The organism is Streptomyces sp. NPDC001100 (genome assembly GCF_053598575.1).
Map to the genome: position 1 here is coordinate 94,774 of NZ_JBSFKO010000020.1, position 21,659 is coordinate 116,432.

17 protein-coding genes and 1 pseudogene are annotated in these 21,659 nt (G+C 69.1%); 13 read left to right on the plus strand and 5 right to left on the minus strand.

Translation table 11 applies throughout. From position 1 onward, the window contains the following. Window positions 1–183: 183 nt before the first annotated feature. The 5 genes from ACWDEW_RS27690 to ACWDEW_RS27710 all read left to right on the plus strand — a co-directional run bounded on the left by ACWDEW_RS27690 (window position 184) and on the right by ACWDEW_RS27710 (window position 4,758). Window positions 184–708, plus strand: a complete 525-nt coding sequence (locus ACWDEW_RS27690; RefSeq protein ID WP_450515963.1) for a DUF1453 domain-containing protein — start codon at window positions 184–186, stop codon at window positions 706–708. After that, window positions 705–1,856: a histidine kinase gene (locus ACWDEW_RS27695; protein ID WP_450515965.1), complete on the plus strand. Its 1,152-nt coding sequence runs from the start codon at window positions 705–707 to the stop codon at window positions 1,854–1,856. The genes ACWDEW_RS27690 and ACWDEW_RS27695 overlap by 4 nt, the downstream gene beginning before the upstream one ends. Continuing rightward, window positions 1,853–2,539, plus strand: a complete 687-nt coding sequence (locus ACWDEW_RS27700) for a response regulator transcription factor (RefSeq protein WP_450515967.1) — start codon at window positions 1,853–1,855, stop codon at window positions 2,537–2,539. The genes ACWDEW_RS27695 and ACWDEW_RS27700 overlap by 4 nt, the downstream gene beginning before the upstream one ends. 69 nt (window positions 2,540–2,608) lie before the next feature. Then, window positions 2,609–3,169 (plus strand): DUF485 domain-containing protein, encoded by a 561-nt coding sequence (locus ACWDEW_RS27705; protein ID WP_450515969.1) that lies wholly within the window; start codon window positions 2,609–2,611, stop codon window positions 3,167–3,169. Beyond that, window positions 3,166–4,758, plus strand: coding sequence for a solute symporter family protein (locus ACWDEW_RS27710; RefSeq protein ID WP_450515970.1), 1,593 nt, complete (start codon window positions 3,166–3,168; stop codon window positions 4,756–4,758). The genes ACWDEW_RS27705 and ACWDEW_RS27710 overlap by 4 nt, the downstream gene beginning before the upstream one ends. 49 nt (window positions 4,759–4,807) lie before the next feature. Here ACWDEW_RS27710 and ACWDEW_RS27715 read toward each other — a convergent pair whose 3' ends face one another. Further along, window positions 4,808–5,500, minus strand: a complete 693-nt coding sequence (locus ACWDEW_RS27715) for a response regulator (RefSeq protein ID WP_450515972.1) — start codon at window positions 5,498–5,500, stop codon at window positions 4,808–4,810. A gap of 159 nt (window positions 5,501–5,659) precedes the next feature. Here ACWDEW_RS27715 and ACWDEW_RS27720 point away from each other — a divergent pair, with 159 nt between their 5' ends. The 3 genes from ACWDEW_RS27720 (at window position 5,660) to ACWDEW_RS27730 (ending at window position 8,480) form a co-directional block, all read left to right on the plus strand. Beyond that, a complete protein-coding gene (locus tag ACWDEW_RS27720) occupies window positions 5,660–6,475 on the plus strand; it encodes an ABC transporter ATP-binding protein (RefSeq protein ID WP_019072927.1) in 816 nt (271 codons plus the stop codon). After that, on the plus strand, window positions 6,465–7,343 hold the full coding sequence (locus tag ACWDEW_RS27725) for an ABC transporter permease (RefSeq protein WP_450515973.1): 879 nt from the start codon (window positions 6,465–6,467) through the stop codon (window positions 7,341–7,343). Before ACWDEW_RS27720 ends, ACWDEW_RS27725 begins: the two co-directional genes overlap by 11 nt. Window positions 7,344–7,418: 75 nt before the next feature. Next, complete coding sequence (locus ACWDEW_RS27730; protein ID WP_093629563.1) at window positions 7,419–8,480, plus strand: ABC transporter substrate-binding protein; 1,062 nt, start codon at window positions 7,419–7,421, stop codon at window positions 8,478–8,480. A gap of 13 nt (window positions 8,481–8,493) precedes the next feature. On the opposite strand, the gene ACWDEW_RS27735 is transcribed toward ACWDEW_RS27730, so the two are convergent. The 4 genes from ACWDEW_RS27735 to ACWDEW_RS27750 all read right to left on the minus strand — a co-directional run bounded on the left by ACWDEW_RS27735 (window position 8,494) and on the right by ACWDEW_RS27750 (window position 13,229). Next, window positions 8,494–9,174: a response regulator gene (locus ACWDEW_RS27735; RefSeq protein WP_450515976.1), complete on the minus strand. Its 681-nt coding sequence runs from the start codon at window positions 9,172–9,174 to the stop codon at window positions 8,494–8,496. Next, entirely contained in the window at window positions 9,171–10,841 is a 1,671-nt protein-coding gene (locus ACWDEW_RS27740) for a sensor histidine kinase (RefSeq protein ID WP_450515978.1), read from the minus strand. Before ACWDEW_RS27740 ends, ACWDEW_RS27735 begins: the two co-directional genes overlap by 4 nt. A 138-nt stretch (window positions 10,842–10,979) precedes the next feature. Continuing rightward, window positions 10,980–11,918, minus strand: a complete 939-nt coding sequence (locus ACWDEW_RS27745) for a sucrase ferredoxin (protein ID WP_450515979.1) — start codon at window positions 11,916–11,918, stop codon at window positions 10,980–10,982. Window positions 11,919–11,972: 54 nt separating this feature from the next. Then, window positions 11,973–13,229, minus strand: a complete 1,257-nt coding sequence (locus tag ACWDEW_RS27750) for a citrate/2-methylcitrate synthase (RefSeq protein ID WP_450515981.1) — start codon at window positions 13,227–13,229, stop codon at window positions 11,973–11,975. Between the two features lie 97 nt (window positions 13,230–13,326). Here ACWDEW_RS27750 and ACWDEW_RS27755 point away from each other — a divergent pair. From ACWDEW_RS27755 to ACWDEW_RS27775, 5 genes and pseudogenes are all read left to right on the plus strand, one after another. Next, window positions 13,327–13,452: pseudogene (locus ACWDEW_RS27755) on the plus strand (citrate synthase/methylcitrate synthase); the annotation flags it as partial. A gap of 534 nt (window positions 13,453–13,986) precedes the next feature. Further along, window positions 13,987–15,582, plus strand: a complete 1,596-nt coding sequence (gene istA / locus ACWDEW_RS27760; protein WP_450515982.1) for an IS21 family transposase — start codon at window positions 13,987–13,989, stop codon at window positions 15,580–15,582. Further along, on the plus strand, window positions 15,579–16,352 hold the full coding sequence (istB, locus tag ACWDEW_RS27765) for an IS21-like element helper ATPase IstB (protein WP_450515983.1): 774 nt from the start codon (window positions 15,579–15,581) through the stop codon (window positions 16,350–16,352). Before istA ends, istB begins: the two co-directional genes overlap by 4 nt. A 68-nt stretch (window positions 16,353–16,420) precedes the next feature. Beyond that, window positions 16,421–16,789, plus strand: a complete 369-nt coding sequence (locus ACWDEW_RS27770) for a hypothetical protein (protein WP_450515985.1) — start codon at window positions 16,421–16,423, stop codon at window positions 16,787–16,789. A 1,133-nt stretch (window positions 16,790–17,922) separates the two neighbouring features. Beyond that, the gene (locus ACWDEW_RS27775; protein WP_450515986.1) at window positions 17,923–21,459 is read left to right on the plus strand and encodes a LamG-like jellyroll fold domain-containing protein; all 3,537 of its coding nucleotides are present in this window, start codon (window positions 17,923–17,925) and stop codon (window positions 21,457–21,459) included. Window positions 21,460–21,659 lie beyond the last annotated feature (200 nt).

Below are 21,659 nucleotides of genomic sequence, written 5' to 3' on the forward strand. Positions count from 1 at the left end.
GGAACCGAACCGGCCGAAGCCCGGCGCCGTCGGTCTGCTCCACCCGTGGGTGGAGGTCGGTACGGTTGGCGAATCCACCCACGATCCACCCTGGCGCCGATCTGCCGACCTGCGAATTTCCGTAGCTTCGAAGACGTCGGCAGCGCTCGCCGCCGACATCCCCTTCCGCTCACGGAGGCTCTGATGTCCGGGCTCGTCAACGTGCTGGTGATCGTGGCCGTCGCCGCCCTGGTGATCGTGCGACAGTTCAGCGCTCGCCAGATCGGGACCGACCGGCGCTGGTGGGTCCTGCCCGCCGTCCTCGCGGTCGTCGCCCTCCGCGAGCCCGGCATACTCGACGCGCACCACCACACCGAGTCGGCCCTCCTGCTCGGCGTCGAACTGCTCATCGCGCTGGCCACCGGAGCGGGCTGGGCCTGGACCACTCGCCTGTGGGTCGAGACGGACGGTTCCGTGTGGAGCAAGAGCACCAAGGCGAGCGGCGGTGTCTGGATCGTCGGCATAGCCCTGCGCGTCGGCCTTGTCGCCCTGGGCGCGTTGATCGGCGTGCACCAGAACAGCTCGGCCCTGATGCTCGGTCTCGCGGCAACGCTGCTGGTCCGCTCCGGCGTCCTGGTCTGGCGGGCGCAGTCCTTCACCGGAACGTCCGGATCCGCCCCGGCGTACGGTTTCGCCATGGCGCCGCCCGCCCGGAAGGAGCGCGCGTGACGGAGAACGCGTGGACACGCTGGCCCTCGCGGGAGGCGCTGAGCCGAGCAGGCGTCTCACGGCCCCGGCGGCTGCTCGCCTGGGCCGTCCGGGTGCTGGTGCTCGGCATGCTGCTGTGGGGCGCCTTCACCGGCCACCACCTCCACGGCTGGGCCCTCGCCGGCGGCATCGCCGGCATCCTCCTGACCGCGGCGCTCGCCTGGGGCTTCTGGCGCACCACCCTCGCCCACAGGCTCTGGCCGTCGCTGGCACTCATCGCCGCGCTCCTCGGAATCGCCATAGCGGGCCAGGCGGCCGGCTTCACCGTCCCGGCCCTCGTCGTCTGGTGCGGCTGCGCGGTCAGCTCGCTGGAGCGGCTGCCCATCGCGGTGGCCCTGCCCGTGACATCGGTCTCCCTCGCGACCTACGCCGCGGTCAACAACGACGTATGGCTGACCACCGCGGTCACGACAGCCGGACTGGCCCTCGCCGGCTACACGCTCCGCCTCGACGCCGAGGCCCGGGGCAACGCCCAGCGACTGCTCGCCCAGGAACGCATGGCCCGCGCGGCCGAGGCGGAGTCCGCCGCCCTGGCGGAGCGGGCCCGTATAGCCCGGGAGATCCACGATGTGCTGGCACACAGCCTCTCGGCCCAGCTCGTGCACCTGGAGGCGGCCCGGCTGCTGATCGAGCGCGGCGCCGACCGGGAGACGATCCTCGAACGGGTCGTGGCGGCCCGGGGAATGGCCCGGGACGGCCTCGCCGAGACCCGGCAGGCCCTGTCCGCGCTGCGGGGCGAGATGACCCCGCTGGAGGACTTCCTGACCGAGATCGTCGCTACGACCGCCGGTGCCGAGGTCACCGTTACGGGTGACCGGCGGCAGCTCTCGGCCGAGGCCTCGCAGGCCGTGCGCAGGGTCGCCCAGGAGGCCCTGACGAACGTCCGCAAGCATGCCCCGGGCGCCAAAGTGCTGCTTCGGCTGGAGTACGGCGAGCACGAAGTGCGGCTGGACGTACGGGACTCGGGCGGTTCGCCCGGTGAACTGACCGGTGCGGGAGGTGGATACGGTCTGCTGGGCATGCGGGAACGCGCCGAGTTGCTGGGCGGTTCACTGCGGGCCGAACCGGAGGAGGAGGGATTCGTGGTGACGCTGAAGGTGCCCGCATGACGGAGGAGGCCGTGAAGAGGGCCGCGCGGGTCGTGGTCGCGGACGACCAGACCGTCGTACGCGAAGGCATCGTGATGCTGCTGGGACTGCTGCCCGGGATCGAGGTCGTCGGCGCCGCGGGAGACGGGGACGAGGCGGTGCGACTCGTCGCCGAACTCGCCCCGGACGTCGTCCTGATGGACCTGCGCATGCCCCGCTGCGACGGTGTCGAGGCGACCCGGCGGATCCGCGCGGAACATCCCGGTACGCAGGTCGTGGTGCTCACGACCTTCGCGGACGACGAGTCACTCTTCCCGGCGCTGCGCGCGGGAGCACGCGGCTACCTCACCAAGGACGCGGGCGGCGACGAGATCGTACGGGCCGTGGAGAGCGTGCTCTCCGGGGACGCGGGCCTGTCGCCGAGCATCCAACGGCGGCTGCTGGAACGCCTGTCGGACCCCGGGCCGCAGCCCCCGCCGGGTCCTGCCGAGCCGCCGGACGGGCTCACCGCGCGGGAGACCGAGGTGCTGGTGCTGATCGCCGAGGGCCTGACCAACCAGGAGATCGCCCGCGAACTGCATGTCTCCACGGCGACGGTGAAGACCCACATCAACAACCTGTTCGGCAAGACCGGGCTCAAGGACCGTGCGCAGGCGGTGCGTTACGCCTACGGGAAGGGACTGGTGCGGCCACCAGCGGGTTGAGTCACCTGATGGGGTGAAGACCCGGGAGAAGAAGAGTCGGGGATCTTCCCGTTCTGTCCATCCTTGGGCATGCAGTCAAGCAACGGTCGTCCCCGCGGTGGCGCGAGTGGTCACGAGGGTCCGGCCGAGAACCACGAAGGTCGTGACCTGACCCCCGCCGAGGCTTCCGGAAAGGTGAGGTACCACGACCCGTGGTACGACGCACTCGCGTCCGGCTGGGGCGAGTTGGACGGCACGGGCGTTCCCGCTCCCGAGGTGCCTGCCGCACGCAGGGAGGACGGGGGACCGGTGCGGCGGGCCGGGGACGTGTATCTCGACGTGCAGCGCAGTGCAGCCTTCCAGGAGGTGCGCAGCCGGTATCTGAGGTTCGTGGTGCCGGGCGTGATCGTCTTCCTCACCTGGTACGTGGCGTACGTGGTGGCCGCGACGACCGCGCCCGGACTGATGGCCCGGCCCGTGGCGGGTGCCGTGAACGTGGGGATGGTCGCGGGGCTCGGGCAGTTCCTCACCACGTTCCTGCTGACCTGGGCGTACGCCCGCCATGCGCGGCTGCGCAGGGACCGGGCCGCGCTCGAACTGCGGTGGGACACCCAGGAACTGACGCGTGGTGTGCGAGGCGGTGTTCTGTGACCGGCAATCATCAGACGCTGGCGCTGCTGCTGTTCAGCGGGTTCGTCGCCGTCACCCTGGGGATCACGACCTGGGTGAGTCGCAACCGGCACGGTTCGGCAGAGGAGTTCTACGCGGGCGGGCGGCTCTTCTCCCCGATGGAGAATGGTTTTGCCATCGCGGGCGACTACATGTCGGCCGCCTCCTTCCTCGGCGTCACCGGGCTCATCGCGCTGTACGGCTACGACGGCATGCTGTACGTGGTGGGCTTCCTCGTCGCCTGGCTCGTCGTGCTGTTCCTGGTCGCCGAACTGGTGCGCAACTGCGGGCGGTTCACGCTCGCCGACGTGGTCGCCGCGCGGATGAGCGAGCGGCCCGTGCGGATCGCGGCGGGAACTTCCTCGGTCACCGTGTCCGTTCTGTATCTGGTGGCACAGATGGTGGGCGCGGGCAGCCTGGTGTCACTGCTGCTGGGCGGGACGAGCCCGGCCGCGCGGGCGTGGACCGTCATCGGCGTCGGCGCGCTCATGGTGATCTATGTGTCGTTGGGAGGGATGCGGGCCACCACCTGGATCCAGATCGTCAAGGCGATCCTGCTGCTGAGCACCACCGTCGCACTGACGGTGCTGGTGCTGCTGCGCTTCCACGGCAACATCGACCAGCTGCTGCTCACCGCCGCCGATCGCAGCGGCCACGGCCTGTCGTTTCTGGCACCGGGGCTCAAGTACGGCGGGGACTGGACCGCGCGGTTCGACTTCATCAGCCTGGGCCTGGCACTCGTACTGGGGACGGCCGGACTGCCGCACATCCTGTCCCGCTTCTACACCGTGCCCACCGCGCGGGCCGCACGCCGTTCGGTGGTCTGGTCGATCGGGCTCGTCGGCGGTTTCTACCTGATGATGATCGTGCTCGGTTTCGCCGCTGCCGCCGTCGTCGGACCGGAGGCCCTCAAGAAGTCGAACGCGGCGGGGAACACCGCGGTCCCGCTGCTGGCACTCGACCTGGGCGGTGGCGCCGACTCCACGGGCGGCACGGTCCTGTTCGCGATCGTCGCCGCCGTGGCCTTCGCCACGATCCTCGCGGTGGTAGCCGGGATCACGCTGGCCTCCTCGGCATCCGTGGCCCACGACCTCTACGCCTCGCTACGCCGCCGCCGCGCCAAGCCGTACAGCGAGGTCGCGGTGGCTCGCACGGCGGCGGTGGGCATCGGTGTGGTCGCGATCGCGCTGGGCCTGCTCGCCAGGGACCTCAACGTCGCCTTCCTGGTGGGCCTCGCCTTCGCCGTCGCCGCCTCCGCGAACCTCCCGGTGCTGCTCTACTCCCTGTTCTGGCGCGGTTTCACCACCCGCGGCGCCGTCTGGGCCGTATACGGCGGGCTGATCCCCGCGCTGGCCCTCGTGCTGCTCTCGCCGGTGGTGTCGGGCAGCCCCGATTCCCTGTTCCCGGGCGTCGACTTCCAGTTCTTCCCGCTCCAGAACCCCGGCCTCGTCTCGATCCCGCTGGGCTTCCTGGCCGGCTGGCTCGGCACGGTCACCTCGCCGGAGATCCCGGACGAGGCCAAACACGCGGAGACCGAGGTACGGGCACTGACGGGGGCGGGGGCCGTGTAGCCGGGGCGCCGACCGCCGTCGTACGGAAGCCGCTGCCGACCCCGCGCGGCTACGGTGCCACCCAGGCGTAGCGGTGTTCGGGGCGGCCCGTGTCGCCGTACTTGAGGGAGAGGCGGAGGCGGCCGGCCTGTTCCAGGTGGCGGAGGTAGCGCTGCGCCGTGGAGCGGCTCAGGCCGGTCTCGGCGGCGACCTCGTGGGCCGAGAGCGGGTGGCCGGCGCTGTGCAGGACGCCGCAGATCAGGTCGGTGGTCGGTTCCGAGTGGCCGCTCGGCAGACCGGGGGAGGCCGGTGCGGTCGTCGTGCGCAGGGCGCCGAAGATGCGGTCGACCTGCTCCTGGCCGGCGATGCCGCGCCCGCCGACGCGGTCGACGGTGCGGCGCAGGGCGGCGTACGAGTCCAGGCGGGTGCGCAGGGCGGCGAAGGTGAACGGCTTGACCAGGTAGTGCAGGGCGCCGAGCCGCATCGCCCGCTGCACGGTCGTCACATCGCTGGCCGCCGTGATCATGATGACGTCGGTCGTGTGGCCCTGCTGGCGCATGCGGTGGACGAGTTCGAGGCCTGTCTGGTCGGGCAGATAGTGGTCGAGCAGCACCAGGTCGATGGCTCCGCGTTCCACGGTGGCCAGCGCCTGGGCAGCGCTGTGTGCGCGGGCGGCGACCCGGAAACCGGGAACCTTCCCCACGTACTTCGCGTTGATCTCGGCGACGCGGAAGTCGTCGTCCACGACCATGACGTCAATCATTGGGCCTCTTTCCTCAAGGCCAGGCGAGCGTTAAGCCCGTGTTTCGGCTCCGCAGTTGTAGCGCGAGCAAAACGAGCACAACAGGCTCTTGCGAGCAAAAGAACGGCTTGCGCCCAGAAGACTCCTGTTGTGGTCCGGGCCACATCTACGGTCCCGGCCATGAGCGCAGACACCAGCCCCGCCATCGAGCTGCGGGGCGCGAGCAAGACCTTCAGGACCCCGTCGGGGGGTCTGCACACGGCCGTACGGGGGCTTGATCTCACCGTAGGGCGTGGCGAGTTCGTGGCGGTCGTGGGCCCCACGGGCTGCGGCAAGTCGACCACGCTGACCCTTGTCAGCGGACTGGAAGAGCCCTCCGAGGGCGATGTGCTGGTGGCCGGGGAGCCCGTTTCCGGCGTCGGTGACAAGGTCGGTTTCGTCTTCCAGCAGGACGCCACCTTCCCCTGGCGCACGGTCCTCTCCAACGTCATGGCGGGCCCGCGCTTCCGCGGCGTACCGAAGGCGGAGGCCAAGGCGAAGGCGCGGGAGTGGCTGGCCCGGGTCGGGCTCTCGGCCTTCGAGGACCGCTATCCGCACCAGCTCTCCGGCGGTATGCGCAAGCGTGTCGCGCTCGCCGCGACCTTCGTCAACGACCCCGAGATCCTGCTCATGGACGAGCCGTTCTCGGCGCTCGACGTGCAGACCAGGGCCCTGATGTCGGACGAACTCCTGGAGCTGTGGGAGGGCACCGGCGCCTCGGTCGTCTTCGTCACCCATGACCTGGAGGAGTCCATCGCGCTGGCCGACAAGGTCGTCGTGATGACCGCCGGTCCGGCCACCGTGAAGCAGGTCTTCGACATCGACCTGCCACGGCCCCGCAAGGTCGAATCCGTACGCCTGGAGCCGCGGTTCATCGAGATCTACCGCGAGATCTGGGAGTCGCTCGGCGAAGAGGTCCGCATCACGCGCGAGAGGGGTGCGGCCAATGTCGCCTGAGGTCATGCCCGAGGACCGGGTCGTGGCGACCGCGGTCGAGCCCGGCGGCAAGACGGAGCGAGCCCATTCACGCGCGCGTGCCGCCCGTAAACGCAAGCTCGGTGTGGGGGCGGCGAGAGTGCTGCTCCTGGTCGCCGTTCTCGGTCTGTGGGAGGCGCTCTCCCGGGCAAAGGTCATCGATCCGTTCAACTTCTCGATGCCCTCGAAGATCTGGGACCAGATCTACACCTGGGTGATGCACGGGACCGCGCTCGGCTCCCTGGGGGAGCAGATCTGGTTCACGCTCCAGGAGGCGCTGCTGGGCTGGATCATCGGTGTGATCGCCGGTGTCGTGTTCGGTATTGCTCTGGGGCGGATCACCTTGCTCGCCGACATCCTTGGTCCATACATCAAGGTGCTCAACTCCATACCGAGGATCGTCCTCGCCCCGATCTTCGTGATCTGGTTCGGGCTCGGACCGGCCTCCAAGGTCGCATCCGCCGTCGTACTCGTCTTCTTCCCGGTGTTCTTCAACGCCTTCCAGGGCGCCCGCGAGGTCGACCGCAACCTGGTCGCCAACGCCCGCATCCTCGGTGCCAGCGACCGCAGGGTGACCCTTCAGGTGGTCATCCCGTCCGCGACCTCCTGGATCTTCACCAGCCTCCACGTCAGCTTCGGCTTCGCCCTCATCGGCGCGATCGTCGGCGAGTACATCGGCGCCACCAAGGGCATCGGCCTGCTCGTCGCGCAGTCCCAGGGCACCTTCAACGCGGCCGGTGTGTACGCCGCGATGGTGATCCTCGCGGTCGTCGCCCTCGTGGCCGAAGGGCTGCTCACCTTCGCCGAGAACCGCATCTTCCGCTGGAAGCCGTCGGGCTCCGACAGCTGAACGGCCCCTTCTGGGGCCCCTGTTCAAGAGCCCCCTTCTTCCCCGCACCGCACCCTCACAAGGACGTGAACCGCCATGCGCAAAACCGCCAGATACGCCGCCCTGGCCGCCTCGGGCCTGCTCGCCCTCTCCTCGCTCACCGCCTGCGCCAACGACGCGGCCAGCACCGCCTCCACCGGCTCCGGCGCCAAGGGCGACGGCAAGGGCGAGAAGGTCAAGATCATGGTCGGTGGCCTGGACAAGGTCATCTACCTGCCCGCGATGCTCACCCAGCGGCTCGGCTACTTCGACGCCGAGGGCCTCGACGTCGAGCTGTTGAGCGAACCGGCCGGCGTCCAGGCCGAGACCGCGCTCGTCTCCGGGCAGGTCCAGGGAGCCGTAGGCTTCTACGACCACACGCTCGACCTGCAGGTCAAGGGCAAGTCGGTCGAATCCGTGGTGCAGTTCTCGCAGGCGCCCGGCGAGGTGGAGGTCGTGTCCACCAAGGCGGCCGGGAAGGTCAAGTCGGCCAAGGACTTCAAGGGCAAGAAGCTCGGCGTGACCGGCCTCGGGTCCTCCACGGACTTCCTCACCAAGTACCTCGCCGTCAAGAACGGCGTCAACGTCAGCGAGTTCACCCCGGTCGCCGTGGGCGCGGGACCGACCTTCGTCGCCGCGCTCCAGCAGGGCTCCATCGACGCCGGCATGACGACCGACCCGACCGTCGCCACGATCCTCGACAAGAAGGCCGGCACGATCCTCGTCGACATGCGGACGCCCGAGGGATCGCAGGCGGCGCTCGGTGGGCCGTACCCGTCGTCAAGTCTGTACATGCAGACGGACTGGGTGAACAGCCACAAGTCCACTGTGCAGAAGATGGTCAATGCATTCGTCAAGACGCTCAAGTGGATGTCCACGCACAGTGCCACCGAGATCGCCGACAAGATGCCCGCCGACTACTCCCAGGGCAACAAGACGCTCTACGCCACCGCGATCAAGAGCACGCTGCCGATGTTCACCAAGGACGGCGTGATGCCGGCCAACGGGCCGGAGACCGTCGAGAAGGTGCTCAAAGCGTTCAACCCCACCATCAAGAACGCCGACGTGGACCTCGACAAGACGTACACGACCGAGTTCGTGAAGAACGCGACCGGCTGACCGGCCGTGCCTCTCAGGCGCGGGTCGCCCACACGTAACGGTGTTCCGGGCGGCCCGCGTCGCCGTATTTGAGCGTCAGCCTGGCCCGTCCGGTGCGCTCCAGGAGCTTCAGATAGCGCTGGGCGGTCTGCCGGCTCACCCCGGTGCGGTCGGCGATCTCCTGGGCGGACAGGGGGCCTTCGGCGTTCATCAGGGACTGACGCACGAGTTCCGCGGTGGTGGGGGAGTGCCCTTTGGGCAGCCCGGGCTCCGACGGCGCGGACAGGGCGCCGAAGATACGGTCCACCTCGGCCTGTTCGGCCTCGCCGCCGCCGTCGAGGGTGCGGCGCAGTTCGGCGTACGCCTCCAGCTTGGCCCGCAGCCCCGCGAAGGCGAACGGCTTCACCAGGTACTGCAACGCGCCCTGCCGCATCGCCGCCTGTACGGTCGTCACGTCCCGGGCCGCCGTCACCATGATCACGTCGGTCTGGTGGCCGCGCCGGCGCATCTCCTGGACGACCGCCAGGCCCGTCTCGTCGGGCAGGTAATGGTCCAGGAGGACCAGGTCGAGGCGGGGCAGCGTCTCCAACTGGCGCAGCGCATCGGCCGCGTTGTGGGCCTCGCCGGCCACATGGAAGCCCGGCACCTTCTCGACGTAGGCGGCGTTGACCTGTGCCACCCGGGTGTCGTCGTCGACGACCAGGACCTCGATCATCGCGTGTCCTCCTCGGCGGCGGTCTCCCCGGAGGCGGTGAGAGCGGGTTCCAGGCCCGGTTCGGTCAGCGCCTCGGGCAGCACGACCACGAACTCCGCGCCCCCGCCGAACGCCTCGGTCGCCATCGCGCTGCCGCCCTGCCGTTCGGCGAGCCGGCGCACCAGGGAGAGGCCGATCCCGCGTTTGCCGTGGGCCGGGGGTTTCTTCGTGGACCACCCCTCCGTGAAGATCAAATCCCGTTGTTCCTCCGGGACTCCGGGCCCTGTGTCCCGCACCCGGAGCACCGTCGTCCGCCCTTCCGTCCGCAATTCGACCTCCACGCGCGCGTGCGGTGTGCCTCCGACGGCGTCGAGCGCGTTGTCCACCAGGTTGCCGACCACCGTGACCAGCCCCCGTGGGTCGATCAGACGGTCCGGCAGCCAGGTCCGGTCGGAGATCCACAGGGCGACGCCCCGCTCGGCCGCGACGGTCGCCTTGCCCACCAACAGGGCGGCGAGCAGGGGATCCTGGATCTTCTCGGTGACCTGTTCGGCGGTGGCCCGGTGATCGCCGACCACCTCTCCGACGAAATCGACGGCGTCGTCGTACATCTCCAGTTCGAGCAGCCCCAGGAGGGTGTGCATCCGGTTGGCGTGCTCGTGGTCCTGGGCGCGCAGGGCGTCGATCAGGCCGTGCGTCGAGTCCAACTCCCGGCCCAGCTGCTCCAGTTCGGTGCGGTCGCGCAGGGTGGCGACGGCGCCCCCGTCGTCGGTGGGCATCCGGTTGGTGACCAGGACCCGCTGTCCCCGCACGGCGAGCAGGTCGGTGCCGGTCACCCGGCCGGCCAGGACGTCGGTCGTACGGCCCTCGCCGAGCGCCTCGTCCAGAGAGCGGCCGACCGCCTCGTCACCGATGCCCAGCAGCCGCCGCGCCTCGTCGTTCAGGAGCCGTATGCGGCCCGCGCGGTCCAGGGCGACGACACCCTCCCGGATGCCGTGCAGCATCGCCTCACGCTCCGAGAGCAGCGCCGAGATGTCCGAGAAGGCCAGGTCCCGGGTCTGCCGCTGGACCCGCCGGGAGACCAGCCAGGCCGCCAGCGCCCCGACAGCGAGCGCGCCCCCGGCGTACGCCAGCAGTCCGGGGATCGCGCTGATCAGCTGTGCGCGGACGCTGTCGTACTTGATGCCCACCGAGACGGCCCCGATGATCGTGCCGTCGGCACCGCGCATGGGCACCTTGCCGCGGGCCGATCGGCCCAGGGTGCCCTTGTCGATCTCCTTGACCTCCTGACCGGCCAGAGGCTGGCCGGGGGAGGTCGAGACGAACCGGCCGATCTCGCTCGGAGTCGTGTGCGACCAGCGCACGCCCCGCCAGTCCATCACCACCACGTACTCGGCCTTGGTGGCCTTGCGGATCCGCTCCGCCTCCTTCTGCACGGGTCCGTCCGCGCGCGGAGGGGTGTTCTGCAGGTCCTTGATGATCTGCGGCTGCTGCGCGGTGGTCTGGGCGATGGCCAGGGCGCGGTTCATCGCCTCCTGGTCCAGCTGCTTGCTCAGCGGCGCGAGGAACAGCCCGGTCGCCAGGACCGCGACTCCCGCGGCGATCGCCAGCTGCATCAGCAGCACCTGCGAGAACACCCGCCGCGGCAGCCCGAGGCGACGGCGGCGTGCGAGAGGGGTGGGGCTCATACCCACGAAGGTACGTGCCGGGACGGGGCCCGCCCCAGGGGTGTGGCGTGGATCTCTTGACCAATTCTTGGGGAAAGCAGCCTCCAGGAGAGGGCGGTTTCCAGTGGAAGCCGGTCGCCCGGCCCGGCGTAGGGCGAGTCAGCCCGCCAGAGCGGTCGTCAGCTCACGCACCGCCACCACGTCCATCCGCGCCGGCGCGCCGAGGACCGACGCCCCACAGCTCTCCGGCCGGGGCGGCAGAGAAGCGCCCTGGGCGACGATCACGCGCCAGTGGCGGCCGTCGGTGTGCGCGACCGTCACCTCCCAGCGGGGCGCTCCGCCGTCCGTCCGTACGACACTCAGCGCGTCCGTCGCGTACTCGCGCGCCGCCGTCCGCACGGCCAGCTCCGCCGCCTGTCCGGGCCGCTCCCAGGCCGAACCTCCCCGGCAGCCCTCGACGACCACACGGCCCTCCTGGACGCCCTGGAGGATCTCCTTGACGGTATGGGCGCCGACGCGCCCGTAGGCGTAGCCGTACGGCAGGACGAGCACGGTGGGCGAGAAACGGTGGCCGCCCAGATGGGTGACCTCCCAGGCGCCGTCGACCCCGGAAGCCGCCAGTTCGGCGGCGAGCGGACGGCCCAGGAGTGCGCAGCAGCGGTCGCGCTTGCCGTTGGTGCAGACGAGCGCGAGCGGATCGCCGGTATGGACCCGTCCGCCGAGCGCCGACCCGAACGAGTGCGGGTCGCCCGCGCCGAGGGCCGCGAAGTCGAGGCCGAGCAGCTGCCTCGGGTCGGTCGTCGTGGCGCTGTGCAGCCAGGCGTTTCCGGGAACGGTGTGGGCCGCGTACACCTGGCGTACCCGTGACGGCGCGGGGTCGGCGTGCCGCCCCGGACGCCTGATGAGCGCGATCCGTACGCCCGTGTTCGCGGCCGCCGTCTCCAGGGCGCGACCCAGCGCGGGGTCCAGGTGGCTCGAAGTGAGCGCCTTGGCACCCCAAGGACCGGGCTGTTCCAGCAGCAGCCACGTCGTCGCCGTGGCCGCGGTTCCGGAAATGGGCTCGTCGAGGTCCCGAGAGACGGTCGCGCACGTACTCACAGAGGTGAGCCTAACCTGACTTGGCCCGGGGTGACTTCCGGCCGGGCTCATGTCCTACTCCGGTAGTGGTTGAGGCGGTTTCGGACCGACGTAATGACCGCTGGGCCGCATGCGGAGCGGGCGCTCGCCGTACTCCTCCAGGGCGTGCGCGATCCAGCCCGCCGTACGGGCGACCGCGAAGATCGTCTCGCCTGCCGTGGAGGGCATCCCGGAGGAGACGGTGAGCACGGCGAGTGCCAGGTCGACGTTGGCGTGCAGCGGGGTGTTGCGGGCCGTGGTGGCGACGATGTCGCGAGCCGCGGCGAGCGCGGGCCCGGCGCCGGGAACGTCCTTCAGGAGGGCGAACAAGGCACGCGCGCGTGGGTCTTCGCCCGGGTAGAGCCGGTGGCCGAGCCCGGGGATGCGGCGGCCGGCCCGCAGTTCGTCGGCGACCACCGGGGCGGCGCTGCCCTGGTCGAGCACGTCGAGCAGCATCCGGTGCGCCAGGCCGCTGGCCGCGCCGTGCAGGGGGCCTTCGAGGACGCCCAGGCCGGAGGAAACGGCCGCGTAGGCGTGCGCGCGGGCCGAGGCTGCGACCCGTACCGCGAGGGTGGACGCGGCCAGGTCGTGGTCGACGAGGAGGCCAAGTGCCGTGTCCAGGGCGCGCAGTGATGCCTCGTCAGGTGTCTGTCCGCTCAACCGTGCCCACAGGCGGTGGGCGAGCGGACCCTCGTCGCGATGCGCGCGCCGCACCGGTGGCAGGGCGGCGACGAGGGTGGGGATGAGGGTCCGCCCCGTGCCCAGCACGGCGTCCTCGGACAGGTCGAAGCGCAGCGGGTCCGCCGTCGCCGCCGCGATGGCCGCGACCCGCAACCGGTCGGTGGGGCCGGTGTGTTCGGGCAGCGCGTCCACGGCGCGGCGGGCGACGGTGACGCTCGCCCTGGGTGCGGTGAACGTGATCCCCGGACGCAGTTCCCCGGTCCACAGCCACTCGGCGATCTCTTCGTAGGAGTGGCGCGCGGCCAGCTCGGTCGCGTCGACGCCCCTGAAGAAGTACCGGTCCTTCTCGATGAGCGTGATCCGGGTCCGTACGGAGAGCTCGCCTCCCGACCTCGAACTACCGCTGCTCTCGCGCCTGTTGCGCCGGGCGAGTGCCTCCACCTCCTTGGCGTCGAAGGTGCTGCCCCGGCCGCCGGGCTCGCGCCTACTGCCCAGCTGCCCGCGACTCACGTACGCGTACACGGTCTCGGACTTCACGCCGAGCAGCTCGGCGGTCTCCTTGGTGCTCAGCCGTCGCTCGGGGTGACCGGGAGCGGTTTCTTGATCGCGCATGGAGGTCACCGTATCCACTCCTCATTATATTGATTGAATCAATATTGACAGAGATTGAGTCAACCATGGACATTGAAATCAAGTCCAGGGAGGAAACATGTCCATCAACAGGGCCGCTGCTGCTCGTATCGAGGTTCCGCGGGGACTCGCGGGCGTCGTCGTCACCGACACCCGAATCGGTGACGTCCGGGGGACCGAGGGCTTCTACCACTACCGCCAGTACGGCCTCTGACTGCCTCCCGTCGCTGTTTGTGCAGGTCAGGTGGGTGCGTCAGGGGCGCATGAAGGTGTGGGGTCGAATCCGGGTCGAAGTGGCTGCGCAGTAAACGGCAATTCTCTGGATGGCTGGGGAGTCTCATCCTGAGAGTTGGCGATCGGCGAATTCGGATCGATTCCGGCTCGAACAGAACTGGGCGTACAGCCTGACTCGTCTGTCGACAGGGTTCTGACTGTCGACGGTCAAACAATTCCCCACGATCTGCATGATCGGCGTCAGCCAATTCCCCACCCCTGTGGTCACGACTCCCCATGGGGACGCTGACCGTCGATGGTGCCGCTGAACACGCTCGAACTAGCCTGATGTTCCCTGTTTTGGGTGGTTTGCGAAACTTCTAGATCTGCCTTGCGAATCGGTCGGGTTCCCCATGGGCATGCCGGTGCCCGGGTTGAGGGCCTGGCCTCTCGGAGCCGCCGCGGTCCCTCGATCTGCGAGCCGAGAGGCCGACGGACGCACCGGATGGCAAGGAGAACATTCACCGTGGTCGACATCGTCGAGATCTACGTGCACTGGTACGCGGGCCGCTCGAAAAGTCAGGTGTCCGCTTCGCTGGGGGTGGACCGCAAGACGATCAGGAAGTACCTGGCGCCGGCGGAGGCGGCCGGGATCACTCCGGGAGGGCCGCCGATGAGCGAGGCGGACTGGGCCAAACTGCTCAAGAGCTGGTTTCCGGAGCTGGCCGGCCGGAGGCTGAACCAGGTGCGGTGGGCAGAGATCGAGCCGCACCGGGACTACGTCAAGAGCCTGCTGGAGACCACGAGGGTCACCACGATCCACCAACGGCTGCGGGACGAGGGCAAGTTGAGGGTGTCGCTGTCGACGTTCCGCCGCTGGGTGCACGAGAACCTGCCCGAGGAGGCCGCCCGCTCGAAGGTCACGGTGCTGCGGGAGAACGTCGAGCCGGGCTCGGAGGCCCAGATCGACTACGGCTTCCTGGGGCAGTGGATCAACCCGGCGACCGGGAAGCGGCACCGGATCTGGGCGTTCGTGATGGTGCTGCCTGCCTCGCGGCACATGTTCGTCCGCCCGGTGGCGCACATGGACCAGCACGCCTGGACCGAGGCGCACGCGGAAGCCTTCCGCTTCTTCGGGGGCATCCCGCGGCGTTTGGTGCCGGACAACCTCAAGACCGGGGTGGACAAGCCGGACCTCTACGACCCGCAGATCAACAAGTCGTACGCCGAACTCGCCTCCTACTACGGCACGTTGGTGGACCCGGCCCGCGCTGCGAAGCCCAAGGACAAGCCCAGAGTGGAGCGGCCCATGCCTTATGTCCGCGACTCGTTCTGGAGCGGGCGGACGTTCACCTCGCTGGAGCACATGCAGGCCGAGGCCCTGCTCTGGGCGAGAAACGTTGCTGGTCAGCGGCAGTGCCGGCCGCTGGACGGCGCGAAGCCGCTGTCGGTGTTCGAGGCGGTCGAGGCCGAGGCCCTGCTCCCTCTGCCAGCCGAGCCCTTCGTGCTGGCCAGATGGTCGAAGGCGACGGTCGGCCCGGACATCCACATCAAGGTCGGCCGCACCCTCTACTCGGTGCCCTGGAAACTGATCGGACGCCGCGTCGATGTCCGCTCCACCGCTGTCACGGTGCAGATCTTCCACGAGGGCGAGCTGGTCAAGACCCACGCCGCCCTGGAACAGGGCAAACGCACTGACAGAGGCGACTACCCGCCCGAGAAGATCGCTTTCCAGATGCGGACGCCGATCTGGTGCCGCGGCCAGGCATCCCAGGTCGGGGACGCCTGCCGGGAGGTGATCGACCAGCTCCTGGAGGTCAACGCCCTCTACCGGCTCCGCGCAGCCCAAGGGGTCCTGGGCTTGCGCAAGAAGTACGGCGACGTCCGGCTGGAGGCCGCCTGCCGCAAGGCGATCGCGGTCGGCGACCCGTCTTACCGCACCGTCAAAGGCATCCTGGTCGCCGGCACCGAGACCGATCCGGAACCCGAGACCGGCGACGCCGGAGCCGCGGCCTTCCTGCACGGGCCCGAGGGCCTGTTCGCCGCCAGCATCCCCACCCAGACCCCCGGCAGCGTCCCCGACGACCAGGGCCACGGTGACGCCGAGGAGGCCGCCCGATGAGCGTGATGACCACCGCCCTGCGCGATTCCCTCAAGACCCTACGGCTGTCCGGCATGCTCGAAACCCTCGACGCCCGCCTCACCCAGGCCCAGAAAGGCGAACTCGGACACCTCGACTTCCTCCAGGTCCTCTGTCACGACGAGATCACCCGACGCGAGAGTGTCGCGCTCGAACGCCGCCTGCGCAAAGCCAAGTTCGAGCAGCAGGCCACCCTGGAAGGCTTCGACTTCAACGCCTCCCCGAAACTGCCCGCCGCCCAGATCCGCGACCTCGCGGCCCTGCGCTGGCTCCACTCCGGCGAGTCCGTCATTCTGTTCGGGCCCGTCGGCGTCGGCAAGACACACGTCGCCCAGGCCCTCGGCCACCAGGCCGTCCGCCAGGGCGCGAACGTCCGCTTCGCCAAGACCAGCCGCATCCTCGCCGAGCTCGCCGGCGGCCACGCGGACCGCACCTGGGACCGACGCATCCGCGAGCTCATCCGCCCCGACCTGCTTATCCTCGACGACTTCGCCATGCGCCAGCTGTCCGCCGCTCAGGCCGACGACCTCTACGAACTCGTCTCCGAGCGGCAGGGCCGGTCTCTGATCATCACCAGCAACAGGGCGCCCAGCGACTGGTATCCCCTCTTCCCCAACCCCGTCGTCGCCGAATCGCTCCTGGACCGGCTGATCAACTCCAGCCACCAGGTCATCATGAACGGCCCCAGCTACCGGCCCAACAAGCGGCCCAAGGGACCCACCGAGAAGCCGGGCACCCCCGCAAACGGTTGATGCGATCCCGGTCCGCCACTGTCACAGGTCCTCGCTACTCTCACCGCGTCGAGATCAAGGAGGACCAGGTGCTTGAAGGCGTGCTGATCGCGGAAAGTCTGCGGCTCGGAACGGAGTTGGCCGGAGTCCAGCTGCACATCACCAAGATCGCCAGAGTGGAGGTGAACAACGCGGCGGCCGAGCAGCCGCAGCAGTGGACTCTCCTGGACTTCGCCGCCGAGGAGGCCGACGCCGAGCGTCTGGCCGAGCAGCTGGCCGCCTGCCTGGCCCCGACCGGGGGCTGGTATGTCAACTACAACACCACAGCGGAGGCGTTCGTGGTCTTCGCCGACAAGATCTTCCGCTATCCGCGCAAGCAGGCCGAAGGCCGTCGACAGGCGCAGGACTACGCACGCTCCATCGGAATCCCCGAACCACAGCTGGACTGGCAGGACTGACCCGTCGGGCCCCGCATCACCAGCGGGGCCCGGCCGCAGCTACGGCCACCACCTGGGGAATTACGTGACCACGAGGGGTGGGGAATCGGCTGACCGTCGACATTCTGACCTGTCCTTATGGCCTGGTCGGGGCCCTTTCCTGTGCCCGGAGGCTTCCAGCTTTTACCTGTGAGTTCCCGGGAGTTCCCGTGGAAGTGTGCACCCGTTGTGCACTGGGGAGGTGCCTCCATGAGTGAGGACATCGGGCCAAGGGAGGGAGTCGCAGGGAGGCGGCCCTTCGATCTGGATCTGTGGGTCCGGCCTTTGCGTGCTCTTGTCGTAGCCGGAGTTGCCGCATATGCGTCGTACGTTCATCAGGGGGGTCTGAACCGCCCCTGACCCTCAGCCTCCACCACGAGCGCCCGATCGCTCGCTCACTCCAGGCCCATGACCGCCAGCTTTCAAGTTGGAATCAGCTCACTGAAGCAACTTCAACAGGAAGCCGCAGCGCAGGCGACGGGGTAGGGGCCCGATTTGGTGTCGGCGACGGGTGGATCTTGACTGAGCCTGCTACGAGCCCGGCTCGAATTGCGTCAGCGATGGCATGGGTCCGTCCCGCAGCCCCACGGCGCGGGCAGGCGCTTCGAACCACGAATTCTGGCGGTGCTGCTGCGGGGTAGTCCCGACCTGGGCGGATGTCACCGCACTGCAAGCGGCAGCCGATCTGCGCCCGACGCAGCGCCAGTTGGCAGGGAAGACGGCACGGGTATCCGGTGGAGCTTGGCCGTCAGACCGATGGTCGGCATTTTCCTCATCGACAGCTACCAGCCCAACCAGCGCTCTATACCCGCGAGATAAAGCCAGGTCAACGTGACACCCGACACTCTTGACCTCCATGATCGGTCAACACATGATCCTCACAGCTTCCTGTAAGAAAAGGTTAAGAAAACGGGTGGGGTGTGGTTTCACAACAACGGCGGCACAGTTGGCGCCAGTCGGTGCGGAACGGGGCGATAGCCGTCGCTCTCCTGGCATGTGCGGTTCCGGTGGCCGGGGCGCCCGCGGCACTCGCCGATGACAAGCCGGTCTCGGCAACGGCTGACAGGACTCCGGAGTCGCAGGCGAGTTCTCTCGCTGCAAAGACCGGCGACCGAGTGATCGTGGACGCAGCGACGACCGAGTCGTCCCAGGTGTTCGCCAACCCGGACGGCACCTTCACCCAGGAGATGAACGCGGCCCCGGTCCGCGCCCGCAAGGACGACGGTACCTGGGCCCCGATCGACACCACCCTCGTACGTGAAGCCGACGGCTCTGCACGGGCGAAGAACACCACGGCCGGTCTCACCTTCTCGGGCGGCGGCAGCGGCGACGGGCTGGTCACGCTCAAGGACGAGGGGCACGCGCTGCGGCTCGGCTGGCCCACCGTCCTCCCTGAGCCCCGGCTCGACGGCGCCACCGCCACCTACGCCGGCGTTCTCCCGGACGTGGACCTGAAGTTGACCGCGCTGGACTCCGGCTACACCTCGGTGCTCGTGGTCAAGACCGCGGAGGCGGCGAAGAACCCGGCGCTCGCGACGATCAGGATGACGGTGTCGGGCAGCGGCCTGGACATCGCCCCGACAGCAGACGGCGGATTCGTCGCGCGTGACAACGATGGCACCCCGGTCTTCGAGAGCCCGGCTGGGCGGATGTGGGACTCGGCCGGTGACACCCCGGCCGCCGACGTCACCACTCAGCTCTCCCGCGTGGCCACTTCGACAGCAGCCGAAACCCCGGAGCCGGCGCCGACGGACGAGACCCCCCTGCCCGCTGCCAGCGGCGAGCCGACCCCCTCGGAGGGCCCCGGAACCGGCGACACGGCGGCCGAACTCCCGCTCAAGGTCGTCGGCTCGACCCTGGAGATCACGCCCGATCCGGCGCTGCTTCACGGCAAGGACACCGTCTTCCCGCTCTACATCGACCCGCCGACCAAGGGCATCGTGCTGGGTGACTGGACGGCTCTGGCCTCCAACGGCACCAAGTACTGGGAGTTCGACGGGGACAAGGGGGTGGGCCGGTGCTCCAACTATGCCGGCTACCTCTGCTCCAACACCCCGTACACCCAGCGCATGTACTTCGAGTACCCACTCTCGTCGATCCACGGCAAGAAGGTCCTGGACGCGACGATGGAGGTCTACCAGCTCTGGACCTTCAGCTGTGACCCGCACTGGTACGACCTGAGCCATGTCACCAAGGGCATCTCCTCCAGCACCACGTGGTCGACCCGCCCCGCGGCGGACGACCTGATGGGCGACCGGAACGTGGCCTACGGGCGGGGCAGCCTGTGCAGTCCGTCACAGCCGGCGAACTGGGTGCGCTTCAGCGACAACGTGGCCGATGAACCCAACGAGAACCTGACGACCACGCTGGCCTCCGCCGCCAGCGACAAGGATCCTCAGATCACCTTCGCGCTGACCGCGCACGACGAGTCGGACGCCGGCGCGTGGGCGCGGTTCCGCAACGACGCGAAGCTGTCGGTGACCTACGTGTCCTACCCGGGCAAGCCGACTTCGTACGGCGTGCAACAGGGCACCACCGGACGTGCCTGCAACGCATCCTCGCTGCCCTTCGCCACCAGCGTCACCACGCCGAAGATGCTGGCCACGGTGCAGTCGGCCGATGGCTCCAATGCCCAGCTGCGGGCCCTGTTCGAGGTGTGGAAGGCCGACGGCTCCAGCCGTGCCTGGTACGCGGCCTCGCCGGACGGCGCCTGGGTGGCGGACAACGCGTCGCGCAACGCATCGTCCAGTGCGTTGCCGGCGCAGACGGACTACCGGATGCGGGTCAAGACGCAGGCGTACTACAAGACGGACCGGGGCGTCACGGGTGTCCTGGATTCGTCCTGGTCGTCCTGGTGCTACTTCCGGGTCGACACCGATTCCCCGCCGCCTCCGGTGGTGACCAGCGCGGACGGCGTCTACAAGCCGGCCGAGACCGATCCCGCCGCAGGAGGGGTAGGCACACCGGGCCAGTTCACTTTCACTCCCGCGGACACCAACCCCACCACGGCCGGCATCCAGTCGGACGTCGTCAGTTACAAGTGGAAGCTGAACAGCGGCGCGGTCTCTGCTCCGATCCCCGTCGCCAAGGGCACGGCCACCACCCAGACGATCACACCGAACCAGGCAGGTGAGAACACCATCCAGGTCTGGGGCTTCGACGCGGCAAGCCACAGCTCGAACACCGGCTACTACAGCTTCCAGGTGAAGGGTGCCGAACAGCCTTCGGGGGTCTGGCATCTGGACAACGGCCTCACCGACTCGACCACCGCGACCCAGCACCCGCTGACCTCCTCGGGGGCCACCTGGGACGCCCTGGCCCGCAGCGGCTCCGGCGCGGCGAAGCTGAACGGCACAACCGCGTACCTCGCCACCTCCGGCGCGGTGCTGGACACCACCAAGTCCTTCACTGTCTCGGCCTGGGCCCGTCTGACGAAGAAGGACGTCAACTACACCGTCCTGACCCAGGCGGGCACGAACGCCTCCGGGTTCCAGCTGTACTACTCGACGGCCTACAACGCCTGGGTCTTCAACCGGCACCAGACCGATGTCGTCAGTCCGGTCCTCACTCGCTCGATAGGCGGTAAACCACCGGTCCTGAACGCCTGGACTCATCTCGCCGGTGTCTACGACGCGGCGGCGCAGACGATCCAGCTCTACGTCAACGGTGTCGCGCAGGGCGAGCCGGTGTCGTTCCCCGTGACCCCGTGGAAGGCGTCCGGCGGACTTCAGATCGGCCGGCTGCTGGCTTCGGGTACCGGCAAGGAGAACTTCGCCGGCACCATCGACGAGGTCAAGGTCTGGTCCCGCGCACTCGCGGACACCGAACTCGCCCACGACGCCTGGCTGGAGGACGAGGATCTGAGCGACGGCACCGCCGGCGATCCGGTCCCCGCACTCGTTGCCAAGTGGGACGCAACGGACATGGCCAACGCGACCGGCACCACGGTGAAGGACACCAGCGGCTTCGGCCGGAACCTCACCCTCAACGGCGCAGCGCTCACCCAGTTCACCACCGGCGACCCGGACATCGGCGAGGAGGTGACGACCACGCAGGCGATGACCCTGAACGGCAGCACCGCGTACGCCACCGCCACCGGACCAGTTGTGGACGACGCCGGTTCGTTCACCGCGACCGCCTGGGTGACGCTGGACCCCGCCAAGCTCGCCGACACCAGCAAGTCGTACTCGGTACAGGTGTTCGGCCAGTCGGGAACGAGTCAGTCCGCCTGGGGCGTCTGGTACGAGCAGCCGGCAGGCAGCGCCCAAGGACGGTGGACGTTTGGCCGCCCGAACAAGGACGGCACCGGAGCTGCCTGGACCACGAGCGAGTCCACCGCCTTCACCACAGCCCAGCTCGGCGTCCCGGTCATGCTGACGGTCGTCTACGACGCCCAGTCGGCAGCCGACGCCGATGACACCTCCAAGCTCGGCGCGCTCAAGCTCTACGTCGACAGCGCCCTGATGGGCGACGAGGACGGCGTGCCGTACTCCGCCTCCTGGCAGGGCGGCGGCGCGTTCGAGATCGGCCGGGCGAAGATCAACGGTGCCGCCGCGCGCTACTTCCCCGGAAGCATCGACAGCGTCCGTGTCTGGGCCGGAGCCACCTCCACCGACACCATCGCCAACCGGCGCAACACCGAGCAGCACTAGCAGCGGAACGGGACAGGGCGGGCCAGTTGCCTGCCCTGTCCCCCTCTGCCCTTTCCGCTCTTTTCCGTTCCGCCCTCGACGCTCCGCATGTCTGTGCGGACACGCGATCGAGATCCGGCGCCTGAGCGCTTCCTGCCCATTTCCCTTTCCGAAAACGGGACATCACCGTGCCTTCAACACCCTTCCGCACACGCTTGTCA